Source organism: Streptomyces roseus (genome assembly GCF_001044425.1).
Taxonomy (GTDB): Bacteria; Actinomycetota; Actinomycetes; order Streptomycetales; family Streptomycetaceae; genus Streptomyces; species Streptomyces roseus.
Map to the genome: position 1 here is coordinate 24,937 of NZ_LFML01000029.1, position 18,163 is coordinate 43,099.

At 72.6% G+C, this 18,163-nt stretch carries 20 protein-coding genes; 13 read left to right on the forward strand and 7 right to left on the reverse strand.

Translation table 11 applies throughout. The annotated features are described in order from the left end of the window. Positions 1-236: 236 nt before the first annotated feature. Positions 237-1,169 carry a mycothiol synthase gene (gene mshD / locus ACS04_RS07290; RefSeq protein WP_048475708.1) on the reverse strand — a complete coding sequence of 311 codons (933 nt, stop codon included), beginning with the start codon at positions 1,167-1,169 and terminating at the stop codon, positions 237-239. A gap of 175 nt (positions 1,170-1,344) precedes the next feature. Here mshD and ACS04_RS07295 point away from each other — a divergent pair, with 175 nt between their 5' ends. Then, positions 1,345-3,159: a bifunctional metallophosphatase/5'-nucleotidase gene (locus ACS04_RS07295; RefSeq protein ID WP_048475709.1), complete on the forward strand. Its 1,815-nt coding sequence runs from the start codon at positions 1,345-1,347 to the stop codon at positions 3,157-3,159. Between the two features lie 143 nt (positions 3,160-3,302). On the opposite strand, the gene ACS04_RS07300 is transcribed toward ACS04_RS07295, so the two are convergent. After that, the gene (locus tag ACS04_RS07300; protein ID WP_048475710.1) at positions 3,303-4,085 is read right to left on the reverse strand and encodes an alpha/beta fold hydrolase; all 783 of its coding nucleotides are present in this window, start codon (positions 4,083-4,085) and stop codon (positions 3,303-3,305) included. Positions 4,086-4,231: 146 nt separating this feature from the next. Here ACS04_RS07300 and ACS04_RS07305 point away from each other — a divergent pair, with 146 nt between their 5' ends. Both ACS04_RS07305 and ACS04_RS07310 read left to right on the forward strand, forming a co-directional pair. Continuing rightward, complete coding sequence (locus ACS04_RS07305; RefSeq protein WP_048475711.1) at positions 4,232-4,801, forward strand: TetR/AcrR family transcriptional regulator; 570 nt, start codon at positions 4,232-4,234, stop codon at positions 4,799-4,801. A 110-nt stretch (positions 4,802-4,911) separates the two neighbouring features. Next, on the forward strand, positions 4,912-5,844 hold the full coding sequence (locus ACS04_RS07310; RefSeq protein WP_048475712.1) for a phosphatidylinositol-specific phospholipase C: 933 nt from the start codon (positions 4,912-4,914) through the stop codon (positions 5,842-5,844). Here the strand turns inward: ACS04_RS07310 and ACS04_RS07315 are convergent. The 5 genes from ACS04_RS07315 to ACS04_RS07335 all read right to left on the reverse strand — a co-directional run bounded on the left by ACS04_RS07315 (position 5,824) and on the right by ACS04_RS07335 (position 11,235). After that, entirely contained in the window at positions 5,824-7,275 is a 1,452-nt protein-coding gene (locus ACS04_RS07315) for a sensor histidine kinase (RefSeq protein WP_048475713.1), read from the reverse strand. The two genes, ACS04_RS07310 and ACS04_RS07315, sit on opposite strands and share 21 nt — an antisense overlap. Beyond that, positions 7,272-8,024: a response regulator transcription factor gene (locus ACS04_RS07320; RefSeq protein ID WP_048475714.1), complete on the reverse strand. Its 753-nt coding sequence runs from the start codon at positions 8,022-8,024 to the stop codon at positions 7,272-7,274. The genes ACS04_RS07315 and ACS04_RS07320 overlap by 4 nt, the downstream gene beginning before the upstream one ends. 71 nt (positions 8,025-8,095) lie before the next feature. Beyond that, positions 8,096-9,247 (reverse strand): S1C family serine protease, encoded by a 1,152-nt coding sequence (locus ACS04_RS07325; RefSeq protein WP_048475715.1) that lies wholly within the window; start codon positions 9,245-9,247, stop codon positions 8,096-8,098. 125 nt (positions 9,248-9,372) lie between these two features. Next, the gene (locus ACS04_RS07330) at positions 9,373-10,395 is read right to left on the reverse strand and encodes a LacI family DNA-binding transcriptional regulator (RefSeq protein ID WP_048475716.1); all 1,023 of its coding nucleotides are present in this window, start codon (positions 10,393-10,395) and stop codon (positions 9,373-9,375) included. Between the two features lie 24 nt (positions 10,396-10,419). After that, complete coding sequence (locus tag ACS04_RS07335; RefSeq protein WP_048475717.1) at positions 10,420-11,235, reverse strand: response regulator transcription factor; 816 nt, start codon at positions 11,233-11,235, stop codon at positions 10,420-10,422. 451 nt (positions 11,236-11,686) lie between these two features. Here ACS04_RS07335 and ACS04_RS07340 point away from each other — a divergent pair, with 451 nt between their 5' ends. From ACS04_RS07340 to ACS04_RS07380, 10 genes are all read left to right on the forward strand, one after another. Continuing rightward, positions 11,687-11,941 carry a MoaD/ThiS family protein gene (locus ACS04_RS07340; RefSeq protein ID WP_048475718.1) on the forward strand — a complete coding sequence of 85 codons (255 nt, stop codon included), beginning with the start codon at positions 11,687-11,689 and terminating at the stop codon, positions 11,939-11,941. A 10-nt stretch (positions 11,942-11,951) separates the two neighbouring features. Further along, positions 11,952-13,571, forward strand: a complete 1,620-nt coding sequence (locus tag ACS04_RS38595) for a hypothetical protein (RefSeq protein WP_063839245.1) — start codon at positions 11,952-11,954, stop codon at positions 13,569-13,571. 144 nt (positions 13,572-13,715) lie between these two features. Further along, positions 13,716-14,426: an LmeA family phospholipid-binding protein gene (locus tag ACS04_RS07350; RefSeq protein WP_048475719.1), complete on the forward strand. Its 711-nt coding sequence runs from the start codon at positions 13,716-13,718 to the stop codon at positions 14,424-14,426. A gap of 161 nt (positions 14,427-14,587) precedes the next feature. Further along, the gene (locus tag ACS04_RS40385; protein WP_350206375.1) at positions 14,588-14,671 is read left to right on the forward strand and encodes a putative leader peptide; all 84 of its coding nucleotides are present in this window, start codon (positions 14,588-14,590) and stop codon (positions 14,669-14,671) included. 235 nt (positions 14,672-14,906) lie between these two features. After that, positions 14,907-15,752 carry a sulfurtransferase gene (locus tag ACS04_RS07355; protein ID WP_048475720.1) on the forward strand — a complete coding sequence of 282 codons (846 nt, stop codon included), beginning with the start codon at positions 14,907-14,909 and terminating at the stop codon, positions 15,750-15,752. Positions 15,753-15,812: 60 nt separating this feature from the next. Continuing rightward, positions 15,813-16,103, forward strand: a complete 291-nt coding sequence (locus ACS04_RS07360; RefSeq protein ID WP_048475721.1) for a DUF1416 domain-containing protein — start codon at positions 15,813-15,815, stop codon at positions 16,101-16,103. 145 nt (positions 16,104-16,248) lie between these two features. Continuing rightward, positions 16,249-16,512, forward strand: coding sequence for a DUF3099 domain-containing protein (locus ACS04_RS07365; protein WP_048475722.1), 264 nt, complete (start codon positions 16,249-16,251; stop codon positions 16,510-16,512). Positions 16,513-16,618: 106 nt separating this feature from the next. After that, on the forward strand, positions 16,619-16,786 hold the full coding sequence (locus ACS04_RS38115) for a hypothetical protein (RefSeq protein ID WP_158977199.1): 168 nt from the start codon (positions 16,619-16,621) through the stop codon (positions 16,784-16,786). A 277-nt stretch (positions 16,787-17,063) separates the two neighbouring features. Further along, positions 17,064-17,636: a heme-binding beta-barrel domain-containing protein gene (locus tag ACS04_RS07375; RefSeq protein WP_048475723.1), complete on the forward strand. Its 573-nt coding sequence runs from the start codon at positions 17,064-17,066 to the stop codon at positions 17,634-17,636. 67 nt (positions 17,637-17,703) lie between these two features. Beyond that, a complete protein-coding gene (locus ACS04_RS07380; protein WP_245236311.1) occupies positions 17,704-18,159 on the forward strand; it encodes a Fur family transcriptional regulator in 456 nt (151 codons plus the stop codon). Positions 18,160-18,163 lie beyond the last annotated feature (4 nt).

The following is an 18,163-nucleotide window of genomic DNA, read 5'->3' on the forward strand; positions in this document are numbered from 1 at the left end:
GGGAGAGTCGCAAGCGCGCATGAAGGTCCGGTGAATGGCGCATGGCTTCCAGGCTCCGGGTGGTGCACGAGTACGTCTTTTACGTGCTTTACGCGCCCGGGATGCTCCGGCGCGTCCCCTGTGTCCCCGGCTGTTTCCCCGGCTGTTTCCCCGGCGTGCGCCCGCAGCGCGGGGCCCGTCCGTGGACGGGCCCTCGCCCTGCGTGCCGGTCCGGCGGCCCTGGGCCGGCCCCCGCGTCAGCTCTCCGTGCGGTACATCAGGTCCACCTCGTGGGTGCTGAAGCCGAGGCCCTCGTACACGGCGAGGGCCGCCGGGTTGTCGGCGTCCACGTACAGCATGGCGGTGGGCAGGCCGGCCTCGGCGAGATGGTTCAGGCCGACCGCCGTGAGGGCCTTGCCGAGGCCGCCGCCCTGGGCGCCGGGGCGCACGCCGAGCACGTAGACCTCCCCGAGCCGCTCCTCGGCGTGCACCTTCGTCCAGTGGAAGCCGATCAGCTCCCCGTCCCGCTCGGCGAGGAAGAAGCCCTTGGGGTCGAACCAGGGCTGCGCGATCCGGTCGTCCAGGTCCCGCTGCGTCAGCGAGCCCTGCTCGGGGTGGTGGGCGAAGGCGGCCGAGTTCACCGCGAGCCAGGCGGCGTCGTCCTGGCCGGGCACGAAGGTCCGTACGGTCACACCGGCGGGCAGCGCCGCCTCGGGCAGCGCCGGCCCCTCCGGCCCCAGCGGGCGGCGCAGCTGGCGCAGCTCCCGGAACAGGGTCAGGCCGAGCACCTGCGCGAGGTGGCGGGCGGCCGACTTGCCGCCGTGCGCCCACACCCGGATCCGCTTGCCGGAGGCGGCCAGCAGGGCCGAGCCCAGCGCCCGCCCGTGCCCGCGCCCGCGCAGCGCGGGGTGGACGACGAGCTCGGCGGCGGGTGCCTCCACCGGGTCGGTGTCCTCCAGCTGTCCGTACCCGGCGAGCCGGCCCTTCTCGGTGAGCAGGAAGTGCCGGATCCCCTCGCGGCGTCCGCCGCGCAGCTGGAGCCGGCCCTGCTCGGAGACGGCGGTGGTGCCGTCCGTACGGGCAGCGTCCTCGATGAGGGCGAGCACGGAAAGGGCCTGTTCCTCCGTCAGTTCGTCGAGGGTCTGGATCTGGCGTCCCGGCTCCAGGGCCGTCGCTGCGTCGTCAGTCATGCGTCGAGCGTACGACCGCGGGGGGCGCCCGCGGTGGTGCGAGTGTGTCGGAGCGACGGGGATCCGTCTTCTGCGTGTAACCAGGCCGACACTCCTACCCCCTGTCGTGCTACGCGCGTTGACCATAGGCTGCCGCCGACCTCCCGAGTTCCACCGCTGTCCAAAAGGGGACTAAATGTCAGCGACGCCACAACGGCACCGCCGAAACCGCCGGTTGACCTTCGCCGCCATCGCCGTCACGGCCGGTGCCGGAGCCATGGTCGCGGCCGCACTGCCGGCCGGTGCCGCGAGTGGTGGCGGTGCGGCCAAGAGCCGCACCGTCGATGTGCAGATGCTGTCGTTCAACGACTTCCACGGCACGCTGGAGCCCCCGCAGGGCTCCTCCGGCACCGTGAGCGAGCGTCAGGCGGACCGCACCACCAAGGCGATACCCGCCGGTGGCGTCGAGTACCTGGCGACCAGCCTGCGCGAGGCCCGCAAGGGTCACGAGTACTCCGTCACGGCCGCGGCCGGCGACATGATCGGCGGCAGCCCGATGCTGTCCGGTCTCTTCCACGACGAGCCCACCGTCGAGGCGCTGAACAAGCTGAAGCTCGACGTCAGCAGCGTCGGCAACCACGAGTTCGACGAGGGCAAGGCCGAGCTGCGCCGCATGGCGTACGGCGGCTGCCACCCGGTCGACGGCTGCTTCGAGTCCGGCAAGGAGTACACGGGCGCCGAGTTCAAGTACCTCGCGGCAAACGTCACGGACGAGAAGACCAAGCGTCCGATGATGAACCCGACCTTCATCTGGCAGAAGGGGGACGTGAAGATCGGCTTCATCGGCGTCACCCTGGAGGGCACGCCGGACGTGGTCACCGCCGAGGGCGTCAAGGGCCTGAAGTTCGGCGACGAGGTCGAGACGATCAACAAGTACGCCGCCGAGCTGAACAAGCAGGGCGTCAAGTCGATCGTCGCGCTCATCCACGAGGGCGGCCTGCCCGCCAACGGTGCCTACAACTACGACTGCGACGTCCCGGGCGCCGGCGCCGGCATCTCGGGCGCGATCGTGGACATCGCCAAGAACGTGGACCCGAAGGTCGACGCCCTGGTGACCGGCCACACCCACCAGGCGTACGCCTGCAACATCCCGGACCCGGCGGGCAACCCGCGCATGGTGACCTCGGCCGCCTCGTACGGCCGGCTGTTCACGGACACCACGCTGACGTACGACCGCCAGACCAAGGACATCGTGCGCACCGCGGCCCTCGCGCCGAAGCCGGTCAACAAGCTCGTCAGCCGGAACCAGCCCAAGGCTCCCGACATGACCGAGCTGATCAGCCGCTGGAACACCCTCGCCGCCCCGGTGGCGAGCGCCCCGCAGGGCTACATCTCGGCGGACATCGCGGGCCGCGGCTCCGAGGCCCCCGAGAAGCCGCTCGGCGACCTGATCGCCGACGCCCAGCTGGAGGCCACGGCCCCGGCCGCCAAGGGCGGCGCGCAGCTGTCCCTCATGAACCCGGGCGGCATCCGCGCCGACCTGGCCTACAAGGCCGCGGGCAACGAGGGCGACGGCGTCGTGACGTACGGCGAGTCCTACACGGTCCAGCCGTTCAACAACCTGCTGAACGTGGTCGACCTGACGGGCGCGCAGCTCATCACCGCGCTCCAGCAGCAGGTCAGCGGCCCGGTCAACGGTGCGAACCCGAAGATCCTCCAGATCTCGAAGGGCTTCACGTACACCCTGGACATGACCAGGACGGGCGCGGACCGCATCGTCGTGGACTCGGTGAGGCTGAACGGCGAGGCGATCGACCCCGCCAAGACCTACCGGGTCGCGATGAACGAGTTCCTCGCGGGCGGCGGTGACGGGTTCACCGTCCTGAAGGAGCACAAGAACAAGCTGGTCGGCGTGCCCGACCTGGAGGCCTTCAACGCGTACCTCGCGAAGTCCTCGCCGGCGGCCCCGATCGCCCCGCCGGCGGCGGACCGCATCACGGTCGTCAAGTAGCACCCGCGCGCAGCGCGCCCGAAGGGGCGGTGGGCCTTCCCGGCCCGCCGCCCCTTCGGCGTGTCCGCCCCCTTCGGCCTCTGCGCCCCTTCGGCCTGTGCCCCCCCTTGGCCTGTCCGTTCCGGACCCCCGTACCGGAGCGGTCAGAGGCCCGCGAGGAACGCGCGGACGGCCTCGTGGAACTCCCCGGGGTGGGTGAACGGCAGGAAGTGGTCCCCGTCCACAGGTGTGTACGAGGTCCCGGGGCGGCGGGCGACCATGGCGTCGGCCGTCTTCTGTGGGAGGGTCTGGCTGCGCGTGCCGTGGATCAGCAGCGCCGGGCAGCGGCTGCCGAGCCAGGCGTCCCAGTGGTCGCCGCGGCAGGCCTCGGCGGAGTCGATCATGTCCTGCGGGTGGAACGGCAGCCGCCAGCCGCCGTCGGGGAGCGGGCGCAGCGCCTGCTCGACGAACGGTGAGCCCACCGGTCCGGCCGCGGCGAGGAGTTCCTCGCGGGTGGGGGCGGTGTAGCGCATGTCGCGCAGGAAGCCGAAGAGCGCTCCCGCCGTGTCGGGTTCGATGTCCACGGTGGCGTCCACGTCGACGAGCGCCGAGACCCGGCCCGGGTGGGCGGCGGCCAGGTGGTAGGCGTTGAACCCGCCGAGGGAGTAGCCGAGGACGGCCACGGGGGAGTCCAGGCCGAGGTGGTCGAGGAGGGCCACGGCGTCCGAGAGGTAGCCCTCGCGGCCGTAGTCGGCGGCCCGGTCGGAGTCGCCGTGGCCGCGCTGGTCGGGGGCGATGACCCGCCAGGCGTCGCCCAGGGCGGCGGCGAGAGAGGCGAAGGCGAGGCCCTCGGACATGCCGCCGTGCAGGGCGAGCAGCGGGCGGCCCGGGCCGCCGAAGTCCAGGTACGACAGCGCGCGGCCGTCGATCGTCAGCGTGTGGCGCATGGCTTGGCTCTCCCCTGTGTGTGACCGGTGGTGACGGGTATGAGCGTGCCAGGATTTGGGCAAGCGCGCAATACGTTTGTATTGGGCGCTTGCCCAAACGGCTGTGGAGAGGGGGTGCGCGCAGGGCGCGCGGATACGATCCCGGCATGGGAAATCGCGAGGACCTGCTGGCCGGAGCGCGCCGCTGCCTGGAGGAGAAGGGCTACCTGCGCACGACCGTGCGCGACATCGCCGCGGCCTCGAAGGTGTCCATGGCCGCGATCGGCTACCACTTCGGCTCGCGCGAGGCCCTGCTCAACCTCGCCCTCTTCGCCGCCATGGACGAGTGGGCCGCGGGCTCCGGCCGGCTCGCCGGCCAGGGCGCCACCACCGCGGAGCGCTACGCCGACACCTGGGACCGCAAGATCCGCGACTTCGGCGAGATGCGCTGGCTCTGGATGGCCTCCGTCGAGGCCTTCGTCCACGCCCAGTCCGCGCCCGAGCTGCTCGCCACCCTCGCCGAGAACCAGCGCCAGGCCCGCCGCATGGTGGCCGCGCAGCTGCGCGGTGTCCCCGAGGACGCGGTCACGCAGGAGGACGTACGGGCCCTGGGATCGGTGCACATCGCGCTGCTGAGCGGGGTGATGGTGCAGGCGCTGACCGACCCGGAGCAGGCGCCGACCGGCCGGGAGCTCGCCCAAGGTCTGCGCGCCATGGCCGAGTTGCTCGAAAGCTGACGGATCCAGGGGCTACCGAAGGGTAGTAATGGCGCGCCCCGCACGCCAGAATCCCGGGGGCACCGGCCGGCGCAGGCCGGCGTCCATCACCGGGTCGCAAAGGGGCGGGCATGGCACTGGATCGTCGGGCATTCATGATCGGGGCGGTGGCGGCGGGAGCGGGAGCCGCCGTGGGACTCGGAGCGGGTACGGCGTCGGCGTCGGCCTCGGCCTCTGCGCCGGCGCCGGCCCCTGCGTCCGCCGGCCGTACGTCCGCCGCGCGGGCCCTGTCCACCCAGGACTGGATGGCCGGCCTCGGCGACGCGACCGCCCTCCAGCGGATGACCATCCCCGGCACCCACGACTCGGGCGCCACCAAGGGCGGGCTCTACGTCGCCTGCCAGAACACCTCGATCGCCCAGCAGCTCGACTCCGGGATCCGCTTCCTGGACGTCCGCTGCCGCGTCACCGGCGGCTCCTTCGCCATCCACCACGCGGCGTTCTTCCAGGACCTGATGTTCGGGGACGTCCTCGTCGCCTGCCGGAACTTCCTCGCCGCGCACCCCTCCGAGACCGTGCTGATGCGGCTCAAGCAGGAGTACTCGACGGACAGCGACGCGACCTTCCGGGCCGTCTTCGACGACTACCTCGACAACCGCGGCTGGCGCCCGCTCCTGCGGATCGCCGACTCGCTGCCCACCCTCGGCCAGGCCCGCGGCAAGGTGGTCCTGCTCGCCGACAACGGCGGCCTGCCCGGACTGCGCTACGGCGACGGCAACGTCTTCGACATCCAGGACGACTACAACACCGAGCCCTTCGCCAAGCGCGGCCGGATCGAGAACCAGTTCCGCAAGGCCGTCCAGCAGCCCGGGAAGCTGTTCGTGAACTACGTCAGCACCGCCGCCTACATGCCGCCGCGCTGGAACTCCGACCGGCTCAACCCGCAGGTGCACTCGTTCGTCGACGGCGGGGAGCTGGCCGGCCGGACCGGGCTCGGGATCGTCCCGATGGACTTCCCGGGCACCCGCTCCGGACTGGTCGACTCACTCATACGGCACAACTGACGGCTGCCGCGGCCGGTCCGGCGGCGGCGCCGGGGCGCCCGGGAGGCGGAGCACCGCCTCCGTACCCGGGCCGCCGCCCTGGGCCGCCCGCAGCTCGACGCTGCCGCCGGCCCGGCGCACCGTACGGTCCACGATCGACAGGCCCAGCCCGCTGCCGGGCAGCGCGCGGGCCGACGAGGAGCGCCAGAACCGCTCGAAGACGTGCGGCAGGTCCTCCGCCGGGATGCCCGGCCCGTGGTCGCGCACGGTCAGCTCGCCCGCCCGCAGCGCGACCTCGACCGTGCCGCCCGGCGGGCTGAACTTCACCGCGTTGTCGAGCACGTTGACCACCGCCCGCTCCAGCGCCGCCGCCTCGCCCCGTACGTACCAGGGCGCGATCTCGTCGGTGAAGTGCAGCTCGGGGCCGCGCAGCCGGGCCCGGGACAGCGCGCTCCGCGCGATCTCGTGCAGGGCCACCACCTCCAGCCGGGCGGGCGGGGCCGCGTCCGGGCGCGACAGCTCCTGGAGGTCGCCGATCAGCGCCGCCAGCTCCGTCATCTGCGCCTTGACCGAGGCCAGCAGCTCCTTGCGGTCCTCGGGCGGGATGGCCCGGCCGGTCTCCTCGCTGCGCGCGAGCAGTTCGATGTTGGTGCGCAGCGAGGTCAGCGGGGTGCGCAGCTCGTGGCCGGCGTCCGCGATCAGCTGGGCCTGGCGCTGCTGGGAGGAGGCGAGGGCCGCCGTCATGGAGTTGAAGGACCGCGACAGGCGGGCGATCTCGTCGTCGCCCTCGTCGGGGATCCGTACGGTCAGGTCCTCGGTCCGGGCGATGTGCTCGACGGCGCCCGTCAGCTCGTCGACGGGGCGCAGCCCGGTACGGGCCACCCACAGGCCGGCGACGCCCGCCCCGGCCACCCCGATGCCGGAGACCAGGATCAGCACCCAGGCCAGGGTGGACAGCGGTTTGTCGGTGTCGGCCAGCGGCCGGGCCACCGAGACGGCGAAGACCGGGCCGCCGGGCTGGGTCTGGGCCGCGAAGGTGTAGACGCGCATCGCGACGCCGTTGTCGGTGGTCGCGTCGTGCAGCGCCTTGGGCTTGCGGCCCGCCGCGACCAGCTTGTCCGTGGCGGTCACCGGCAGGTCGGTCTGGCCGCTCACCCAGCAGTGGGCGCCGTCCGCGGTGACGATCTGGACCGTGGCGTTCAGGTTCTCGGCGATGTCCTGCTGCGGCTGGGCCGGCGGGCGGGCCGGGCACCCCTGGCGCAGCCGCTCCAGCACCTGCGCGGTCGGGTTGGTGGACATCAGGGACTGGTTCAGCTGGTTGCCCAGCTGGGCCCGCACCATCACCCACGACACCGCGGAGACCGTGGCCACCGCCAGGGCCACGGCCGTGGCCACCAGCAGGGCGATGCGCGACCGCAGCGGGAGGGCCCGGAATCTCGCCGACGGGCTCACTCCGGCCCTCCGGAGTCGCCCGCCCCGGCCAGGCGCAGTACGTAGCCCACCCCGCGCACGGTGTGGACCAGGCGGGGCTCGCCGCCGGCCTCGGTCTTGCGGCGCAGGTACATGACGTACACGTCCAGGGAGTTGGAGCTGGGTTCGAAGTCGAAGCCCCAGACGGTCTTGAGGATCTGCTCGCGGGTCAGGACCTGGCGCGGGTGCGCGAGGAACATCTCCAGCAGCGTGAACTCGGTGCGGGTCAGCTCGACCTGGCGCCCGGAGCGGGTGACCTCGCGGGTGGCGAGGTCCATGCGCAGGTCACCGAAGGCGAGGGTGCCCGTGTCGTCGGCGGAGCCGCCGTCGGCGCGCGGGGTCGCGTACGCGCTGCGGCGCAGCAGGGCGCGGACGCGGGCGAAGAGCTCGTCGAGCTCGAAGGGCTTGACGAGGTAGTCGTCGGCGCCCGCGTCGAGGCCGGTGACGCGGTCGCCGACGGTGTCGCGGGCGGTGAGCATCAGGATCGGGGTGGTGCTGCCGGAGGCGCGCAGCCTGCGGGCCGCCGTGAGGCCGTCCATCCGGGGCATCTGGATGTCGAGGACGATCAGGCCGGGGTCGTACGCGGCCGCCTTCTCCAGCGCGTCGAGTCCGTCGACGGCGGTCTGCACGTCGTACCCCTCGAAGGCGAGGCTGCGGCGCAGGGCCTCCCGCACCGCCGGCTCGTCGTCGACGACGAGGATGCGGTGCGGGTCGCCTTCGGCCGGGTTCATTCTCGGTCTCCCAGGGGTGATCGTCGTGGTCGGTCGTACCAGGCTCGCACGAGAGCCGGTGCGGACACCCCCTAGAAGGAGGTGCCGAAGCCGTCGGTGCCGGTGCCCGCGCCGCTGCCGGCGCCCGCGCTGCCGGCTCCCCCGGGACCGCCCTTGCGGAGGGAGTCGAGGTCGGCCTTGACCGTGTTCACCGGGATGGCGAAGCCGAGGCCGACGCTGCCGGCGCCGGAGCTGTCGCTCGAGGGGGAGTAGATCGCGGAGGGCATGCCCACGATCTCGCCGTTCATGTTGACGAGGGCGCCGCCGGAGTTGCCCGGGTTGAGGGAGGCGTCCGTCTGGATGGCCTTGTACGAGGTGGTGTTCGACCCGGTGTCCCCGTTGAACTGCCGGCCGTCGTACGAGAACGGCCAGCCACCGCCGCCACCGCCGCCGCGCTGGCGCTGCGGGGACTGCTGCTCGGACTTGGGTACGTTCACCTCGCGGTTCAGGGCGGAGACGATGCCGCTCGTGACCGTGCCGGTGAGGCGGTCGGGGGAGCCGATGGCGACGACCTGGTCGCCGACCTTGAGGCCGTCGGAGTTCCCGAGCTTGGCCGGCTTGAGCCCCCCGGCGCCCTGGAGCTTGATGAGGGCGAGGTCCTTGCCCGGGTCGGTGCCGACGGTCTTGGCCGGGTACTTCTTGCCGTCGCTCATCGTCACCTGGATCTCGGTGGCGCCGTCGACGACGTGGTTGTTGGTGACGATCTCCCCGTCGGCGGTGACCACGATGCCGGAACCGGTGCCCTGCCCGGAGCCGGTGCGGGTGTCGATCCGTACGACGGAGGGGCTGACCTGCTCGGCGACGCCGGCGACGGTGCCGGTGCTGGACTGCGACACGTTCGTGCCGCTGATGCCGCCGCCGCTGCGGTCCTGGCCGGCCAGCAGCCGCTGCACGCCGGCCGCGGTGCCGCCTCCGACGACGGCGGCGGCCAGCGCCACGGCCACGAGCAGCGCGACGGGCCGCTTGGCCCGGGCCGCGTGCGCGGGCCCCTCGGCGCCCGCGGGCACGGCCGCGTCGGCGGGTGCCGGTGCCACCGGCGGCCGGTGCGCTTCATGCCACCCGGGCGCCGTACCGGCCGCGGGCGGCGGGTACGCGGGCGGCGGCGGGTACTCCCCGAAGCCGGCGCTCTGGGTCGGGCGGTTCTCCTGCGGGTACTCGCCGTCGCGGCGGAAGCTCTCGGTCATGCCTATGACTCTGTCCGCGGATCATGAGAGCTACCTGAGTCCCCGCTGAGAAGCCCGACAGAACCGCGTATGCCCCAAATAAGCCCGCCCGTCGGAGCGATGGCCCGGGGCCGCGGGGAACGGGGTCAGCGGCAGCCGCAGGACCGGCGGATCACCAGGGCCGACGGGAACTGCTTCAGGCGTTCGCGGCGGGAGCCGGCCACCCGCAGGGCGTCGTCCAGGACGAGGTCCACGGCCGCGCGGGCCATCGCCGGGCGGTCCGAGGCGATCGTCGTCAGCGGCGGGTCCGTCAGGGCCGCCTCCTTGACGTCGTCGAAGCCGGCCACCGCCAGCTCCCCGGGGACGTCGATGCGCAGTTCGCGCGCCGCGCGCAGGACGCCGATGGCCTGGTCGTCGGTGGCGCAGAAGATGGCCGTCGGCCGGTCCGGACGTGCCAGGACCTCCAGGGCGACCGTGTACGCGTCGTAGCGGTTGTACGGGGCCTCGATCAGCCGGCCCTCGATCGAGCGGCCCGACTCCTGCATCGCCCGGCGCCAGCCCTCCACGTGGTCGGCGACCGGGTCGCCGACCGACGGGGTGTTCTCCACCCCGCCGATGCAGGCCACGTACGCGTGCCCGTGCTCCAGCAGGTGCCGGGTGGCGAGCTGCGCGCCGCCGATGTCGTCCGTGACGACCGCGACGTCGTCGATGGCCTCGGGGCGCTCGTGCAGCAGCACGACGCGCGCGTCCCACGCCTCGATCTCCGAAGCCGCCCGCTCGCTCATGCCCTGGCTGACCAGGATCAGGCCCGAGACCCGCATCCCGAGGAAGGCCCTCAGGTAGTGGACCTCGCGCTCGTCCCGGTAGTCGGAGTTCCCGACCAGGACCATCTTTCCGCGCTCGGCGGCGGCCTGCTCGACCGCGTGCGCCATCTCCGCGAAGAAGGGCTGGCGCGCATCGGGGACGATCATGCCTATGAGGTCGGTGCGCCGCGACGCCATCGCCTGCGCGACCCGGTCCGGGCGGTAGCCCAGCTCCTTGATCGCGGCGAGTACACGCTCGCGCGTGGCCGGGGCGACCGGCCGGGGTCCGTTGTTGATGACGTAGCTCACGACGGCGGTAGACGTACCCGCAAGTCGTGCAACGTCATCCCGCGTCACCTTGGCCACGCTCGGGAGTCTACGCGGGGTGACCTACCTCTGGGCAGGCCGTCCTGCCGACTGGACGATCACAGGAGGTTCCTCCATACGGGGGACGGCGGCCTGGGACTGGGCCGCTGACCGGGCCGCCGCGGTGGCGGCCGCCTGGGCCGCCGCTTCCGCGGCCGCCCGCTCGACCTTCTCCGGTGTGACGAAGCGGTAGCCGACGTTGCGGACCGTGCCGATCAGCGACTCGTGCTCGGGGCCCAGTTTCGCGCGCAGCCGCCGTACGTGCACGTCCACCGTCCGGGTGCCGCCGAAGTAGTCGTACCCCCAGACCTCCTGGAGCAGCTGGGCGCGCGTGAAGACCCGGCCCGGATGCTGCGCGAGGTACTTGAGCAGCTCGAACTCCTTGAAGGTGAGGTCGAGGACCCGCCCCTTCAGCTTCGCGGAGTACGTCGCCTCGTCGACCGACAGGTCGCCGTTGCGGATCTCCATCGGGGAGTCGTCGGAGCCGAGCTGCTGGCGGCCGGTGGCCAGCCGCAGCCGTGCCTCGACCTCGGCCGGGCCCGCGGTGTCGAGGAGGACGTCGTCGATGCCCCAGTCGGCGGTGACGGCCGCGAGACCGCCCTCCGTGACGACGAGGATCAGCGGACAGCCGGGGCCGGTGGAGCGCAGCAGCTGGCAGAGCGAGCGGACCTGCGGCAGGTCGCGGCGGCCGTCGACGAGTATCACGTCCGCGCCGGGGGTGTCCACGAGCGCCGGGCCCTCGGCGGGGGCCACCCGGACGCTGTGCAGGAGCAGGCCGAGGGCGGGCAGCACCTCGCTGGACGGCTGGAGGGCATTGGTCAGCAGCAGGAGTGAGCTCATGCCCGACCACCTGCCCAAGTCGGGCGTTCGTGCACGGTTCGCTGGTCCATCACGTCGGTTCCTCCTCGGTCCCGTCGAGGACTTTCGCGGTACTGCTTCGTACGTGGTGCGGTGTTGCTGTCCGCCGGTCCCCGCGCCCTGAGGTCCGCACGGACACCAGTGTTTCCGGTCCGTTCAACGTGCTGAAAGCACAAAAGGACCCGGGGGCAACGTTGCCCGGATCCTCTCGCCAGCAGAATAGCCCACCTGTCGCCGAACGGCCGGGGCGGGTCCGCGTCGCTTCTGTGGTCCCCGCCACCCTCACGACCAGCGTATGCCCCGGTTTCACCGGATCGGTGGACATACGGGGGTCCGCCCGGGCGCATGCGGGGCGCGCGGAGGCGCGCCGGGTCCGGGGGCCGGAGGGGTCATCATGGAGGCCGACGGTAGAGAGCCGACGATAGGAGCTGCAGTGGCAACCGGAACCATCCGCTACTGGGCGGCGGCCAAGGCCGCGGCCAAGACGGCGGAGGAGCCGTACTCGGCGCGGACACTGGCCGAGGCGCTCGACGCCGTGCGGGAACGCCACCCCGGTGAGCTGAGCCGGGTCCTGCAGCGCTGCTCCTTCCTCGTGAACGAAGAGCCCGTGGGCAAGCGCCCGCACGATGCCGTACCGCTGACCGAGGGGGGCACCGTCGAGGTGCTCCCGCCGTTCGCGGGCGGGTGAGCGGAAACCGATGAGCACTCCCGAGGAACAACAGCAGCAGCACCGACAGCAGCAGCGCCAGGAGCCGGATCCGTACGGGACCCAGACCTGGCAGTCGGACACGTGGGAGACCGGCTACCAGCCGGTGCAGCAGCAGCAGCACCACCAGCAGCCGCAGGGCTGGCCCCCGCCGGAGGCCGCGGCCCCCGGGCAGTCCGCGTACCCGTCGCCGCCGCATCAGCACCATCAGCAGCAGCCGGTGGCGCCGGAGGGCTGGTTCCGCGACGAGGCCCCGGCCGCTCCCGGCCCGCCGGCGTCCGGCGTACGGGAGGAGCTGCCCGCGGCGGGCTGGGCGCCGAGCGCCGGGGCCTGGAGCGAGGGCTCCGCCGCGGAGCAGACGGCGTACCTTCCGCCGCAGGGCGCGGCCCCGGCGGGCGGTGCCGCCGAGCAGACGGCGTACCTTCCGCCGTACCCGGGCGCCGCCGCGGCGGCCGAGACCGCGTACCTGCCGCCGTACCCGGGCCCCGGCGCGGCCGGGCCCGAGGGGGCCGCCGGTTCGCCGTACCCCGCCGGCGCCGAGCCGCAGGCGCAGGCCGCCGCCCCCGACGGGTGGTTCCGGGACGGGGCGCCTGTCGCCCAGGCCCATGCCGAGGCCCCGGCCTCTGCCGCCGACTGGCGGGGGGCGCCGGCCGACCCGGGATCCGCCGCGGAGCAGACCGCTTACCTCCCGCCGCAGGCCGAGGCGGCCGAGCAGACCGCCTACCTCCCGCCGTACCCCGGCCCCGCCGCGGCGGAGGCTCCGTACCCCGGCCCCGGTGCCGGGGAGACCGCCCCCGGCGCCGACGGCGAGGAGCCCGCGTACTCCCCGCCCACGCTCGGAGGCAACACCGTCCGCGCCGTCGATCCGGCCCAGGCGCGCGCCGAGGGGCGGTCGCCGATCATCGACCCCGGTCCGCAGCCGGCGATACTGACCGCCGCGCTCGGGCTGCTGCTCGCCGGTGCCGCCGCCGTCGGCGAGCTCGCGCTCCTCGGGCCGCTGATCGTCCTCCAGGCCCTCACCGCGGCCGGCTGGTTCCGGCTCAACGGCATGTGGCCCGCCCGCCAGGGCATCGCCCTCGCCTTCCTCGGAGCCCTCGTCGCCGACGCGGCCGTGCTCGCCGTGGACGACACGTACGGCCCCGGCGCGATCATCGGGACCCTCGGCGCCTGGGTCCTGCTCACCCTCGTCCTCCAGCTGCGCAGCCACGCGGACCCCGACGAGCGGATGTACGGGCTGATGGCCTCGGTGGCCTCCGCCGCGCTCGCCATCGTCTGCGCGGGCTACCTGGCCGCCGACTCCGCGGCCGTCAGCGTCGGCGCCGCGGCCGTCGCCGTGGCCGTCTTCACCCGCGCGCTGCCGCTGCCGACGCCGGTCTCCGTCGGCGTCTCGCTGGCGGCCGCGACCGGAGCCGGCATCGCCGTGGGCGGGCTGACCTCGGTCGGGGTGGGCGGGGCGCTGTTGGGCCTGGCCGCCGGGGTGTGCGCGCTGGTCGGGCTGCGGGTGGCGGCGTACGACTACCCGTCCAAGTTCGTGCACATGACGGCCGGCGTCGCGCTGCCGCTGGCGGCCGCCGCACCCGCCGTCTACCTGATCGGCCGGGTGGTGGGCTGACACCGGCCCTCGGTCAGCCGGCAGCCGGCAGCCGTCGGGCCCGGCCCGGGCGCCATGCCCGGGACCCGGGCCTGACGGCTTTCGTACGCCCGGTCGTGGTCCACTGGAACGTACGTACCAGTCGGTCAACAGGGGGAGGGGCACGTGCGGTTCCTGCGCGTCGTCGTGATCATCGCAGTGGTGCTGGGAGCGCTGTTCGCCGGCGTCGACCGCTGGGCGGTGAACTACGCCGAGAACCGGCTGGCCGAGCGCATCCAGGCGCGCCAGGGGCTCGCGGGCTCCACGGAGGTGGACATACACGGGTTCCCGTTCCTGACGCAGGCGCTGAGCCATGAGCTCGACCGGGTCGACGTGAAGCTCACCGGCGTGGAGGCCGTCTCGGACGGGCGCAGGACGCGGCTCTCGCAGCTCGACGCCGGCTTCCGCGGCGTGAGGCTGAACGGGGACTACAGCGGGGGAACGGCGCAGCGGGCCGAGGGCACGGCCCTCGTCACGTACAAGGATCTGACGGAGGCCTCGCAGACCGGTGTGACCGTCACCTACGGCGGCGCGCCCGGCAAGGTGAAGGTCACGGCGGCCCTGGAGGTCCTCGGCCGCAAGCTGGCGCCCAGCGTGGTGTCGACCGTCGCGCTCGTGGACGCCCCCGGCGGCGGCAAGATGGTCCGCGTCCGTGCCGACGACGTGCCGGGCGAGGGGCTGCCCGGGATCGAGAGCGCCGTCCGCAAGAAGACGGACTTCGACCGCCGGCTCGACAGCGGCCTGCCGTCCGGGCTCAAACTGACCGCGCTGACCTCGGACGAGTCCGGGGTGCACCTCACGCTGAGCGGTACGGACGTGGTGCTGGCCGGATCGTGAGACGGCGCGGTCCGATCCGCAGAAGCGCGGGCCGCGCGAGGGCCTCGGAGGCGGTGCGGCGACCGCTGCGGGGCATATGCATCCCAACATGCGGACGATCCCGTCTCGAAATATGACACGCCGGTGACAGGGCGGCCGATTCGTCCCTACGATCCATGCCTATGAAGCATCAGCAGGCGGACCTCACGAAGCGGCGGGCAGTAGACCTGTGTCGCGTCGCCGCCATGCTCTGTCGATCCATGTGACCTGTGAGCGTTTCCGCTCCATCAGCCGGACGACCGTCCTTCCCGCGTGACCGCACCGCAGCCGCCCCCTCCTGCCCACTGACGCCTCCCCGCGCAGTGCCGGGGGAGCCGCCGCGGCCGGTACGCACCAGGAGAACCCGCAGAACCAGCAGAACCCGCGGAAACAGCACCCGCTGAACCTGCACCTGCACCTGCACAGCACGCCCCGCCGCACACTGCCCCGGAGGAGACCACCATGAGCCGCAGCGACGTCCTCGTAGACGCCGACTGGGTCGAGGCCCACCTGAACGACGCCGACGTCGTCATCGTCGAGGTGGACGAGGACACGTCCGCGTACGACAAGAACCACATCACCAACGCCGTCCGGATCGACTGGAAGCAGGACCTCCAGGACCCGGTCCGCCGCGACTTCGTGGACCAGGAGGGCTTCGAGAAGCTCCTCTCCGCCAAGGGCATCTCCAACGAGGACACGGTCGTCCTCTACGGCGGCAACAACAACTGGTTCGCCTCCTACGCCTACTGGTACTTCAAGCTGTACGGCCACCAGGACGTCCGCCTCCTCGACGGCGGCCGCAAGAAGTGGGAGCTCGACTCCCGCGACCTGGTCGACGGCGCCGAGGTCCCGAACCGCCCGGCCACCCAGTACAAGGCCCAGCCGCAGGACACCTCCATCCGCGCCTTCCGCGACGACGTCGTGGCCGCGATCGGCTCCCTGAACCTGGTCGACGTCCGCTCGCCCGACGAGTTCTCCGGCAAGCTGCTCGCCCCCGCGCACCTGCCGCAGGAGCAGTCGCAGCGTCCCGGCCACGTGCCGAGCGCCCGCAACATCCCGTGGTCGAAGAACGCCAACGACGACGGCACCTTCAAGTCCGACGAGGAGCTGACGGCCCTCTACCAGGCCGAGCAGGTCGACCTGGCGAAGGACACCATCGCGTACTGCCGCATCGGTGAGCGCTCCGCGCTCACGTGGTTCGTGCTGCACGAGCTCCTGGGCCAGGAGAACGTCAAGAACTACGACGGCTCCTGGACCGAGTACGGCTCCCTGGTCGGCGTGCCGATCGAGCTCGGCGCCAACAAGTAGTCCCGCCGGGTACGCGACGCCCGCAGCCAGTACGAAGACCTCTAGGACAGGACAGAGAAGATGTGTGGAGCACAGATCGGCGGGCCCGACCTCGCCACGCTCAAGCCCGGTGAGACCGCCATCCAGGGTCAGGTGACCAAGGACGGCGAGCCCGTCAGCGGGTACGTGCGCCTGCTCGACTCGACCGGCGAGTTCACGGCCGAGGTCCCGACCTCGGCGACCGGCCAGTTCCGCTTCTACGCGGCGACCGGCTCGTGGACCCTGCGCGCGCTGGTTCCCGGGGCCCAGGCGGAGCGCGCCGTGGTCGTGGCCGAGGCCGGCGGCGTGACGGACGTGGCGATCGCGGTCTGAGCACCGCACGCCTGACATGACCGGCCGAAGGGCCGCACCCCAGGGGGTTGGACGCCACTGGAACGGGGTGCGGCCCTTCGTGCCGTCGCGGGCCGCCTGTCTCGCGGCCCTGCGCGCCGGCCCCCTCCGGCCCTACCCTGGAGGCATGTACGCCCGGCGGCGTCGCGCCTACTTCGTCCTCATGGGCGGATGCGTCTTCCTCTTCGTGTCCGCCTGGGCCTTCGTGCGGCTGTTCTCGGTCGAGGCGGCCGTGGCCCTGTGCGTGGTGGCCATGGTCATCCCGCCGGTCGCCGCGATGATCGCGAACCGGCGCGGTCCGGACGACCGCTGGTGGGACGACCCCTCGGGGGACCCGAAGTCCGACGAGTGGTGGGACGAACTGGACGGAAAGCGGCGCCACGAGGACTGAAACCCCCGCGTGACGTACGACCGCCCCCTGGCGCGGCAGAAGATCGACCGGCGGAAGCCCTCCCGCTGCCGGCCCCCGAGGGCGGCGCGGCCGGGCGAAGCTGAAAGTGGAACTGGAGTACGAGGGGCTGCGCCAGATCGCCGCCCGCGGCTGGACCACCCCCGACGGAACGCGCACGCGCGTCTACCTGCTGCGCTTCCACGCCGCGGCTTCGTGGACGGCTTCCACGGCTGCGGCTACGACACGCGGCTGGCAGAGCCAGCTGGTGAGCTGACCGATCACGGGCGGAAACGGCCGTGCGGCCCACCTCACGGAGTGCGCCGGTCCCCGGGCCAGTAGGCTTGGGGACCGGCCCCGTACCCGCCCACATCACTTCGAGGAGCACCCCGTGCTTGAGGCATTCTTCACCTCCCTGCTGGTCCTGGTCTGCGTCGGCGTGCTCGCCTTCACCGGCCTCGCAGTGAAGAAGCTGTACCAGGGCCAGCGCTGATCGTCCGATCGGCCGCCCTCCCGGACCCGGAACCCCTCCCCACAGATCGCCTGAGCCAGACATGATCCAGATCCCGTCCGACCTGAACCCGGGCCTCGTCCCCCTCGCCTTCCTCCTCGGTACCTGGGAGGGCGCGGGCGTCTTCGACTTCCCCGGTGAAGAGAAGTGCAACTTCGGCCAGGAAGTCGTCTTCAGCCACGACGGCCGGGACTTCCTGGAGTACACCTCCCACAGCTGGGTCCTCGACGCCGAGGGCAACAAGGTGCGGCCGCTGGAGTCGGAGTCCGGCTTCTGGCGCATCGACAAGGACCGCAAGGTCGAGATCGTCATGGTCCGCGACCAGGGCGTCGTCGAGGTCTGGTACGGCGAGCTCGCCGACCAGAAGCCGCAGATCGACCTGGCCACGGACGCCGTGGCGCGGACCGCGGCCTCGGGCCCGTACAGCGGCGGCAAGCGGCTCTACGGCTACGTGAAGAGCGACCTCATGTGGGTCGGCGAGAAGGCCACCCCGGACGTCGAGCTGCGGCCGTACATGTCGGCCCAGCTCAAGAAGGTCGTCACCCCGGAAGAGGTCGCCGAGATGGCGCGCAACCTCCCGGACATGCCGGACGACGGCATCGCCTTCTTCCGCTGACGGATCGTCCACGAACGGGGACCGCGGGCTCGGCCCGCGGTCCCCGTCGCGCGCTTACACTGGCCGGGTGGGGAGCATCGGAGACACCGAGAGTGCCGATTGGAAGAGCGACCTGCGGCAGCGCGGATACCGGCTGACCCCGCAGCGCCAGCTCGTGCTGGAAGCGGTCGACAGCCTGGAGCACGCGACGCCGGACGAGATCCTCGCGCAGGTGCGCAAGACCGCCTCCGGGGTCAACATCTCCACCGTCTACCGCACGCTGGAGCTCCTGGAGGAGCTCAAGCTGGTCTCGCACGCCCACCTCGGGCACGGAGCCCCCACGTACCACCTCGCCGACCGGCACCACCACATCCACCTGGTCTGCCGCGAGTGCACCGAGGTGATCGAGGCGGACGTGGACATCGCCGCCGAGTTCACCGCGAAGCTGCGCGCCACCTTCGGTTTCCAGACCGACATGAAGCACTTCGCGATCTTCGGACTCTGCAAGAAGTGCGCCGCCAAGGAGCAGCACGCCCCGTCGTAGGCTT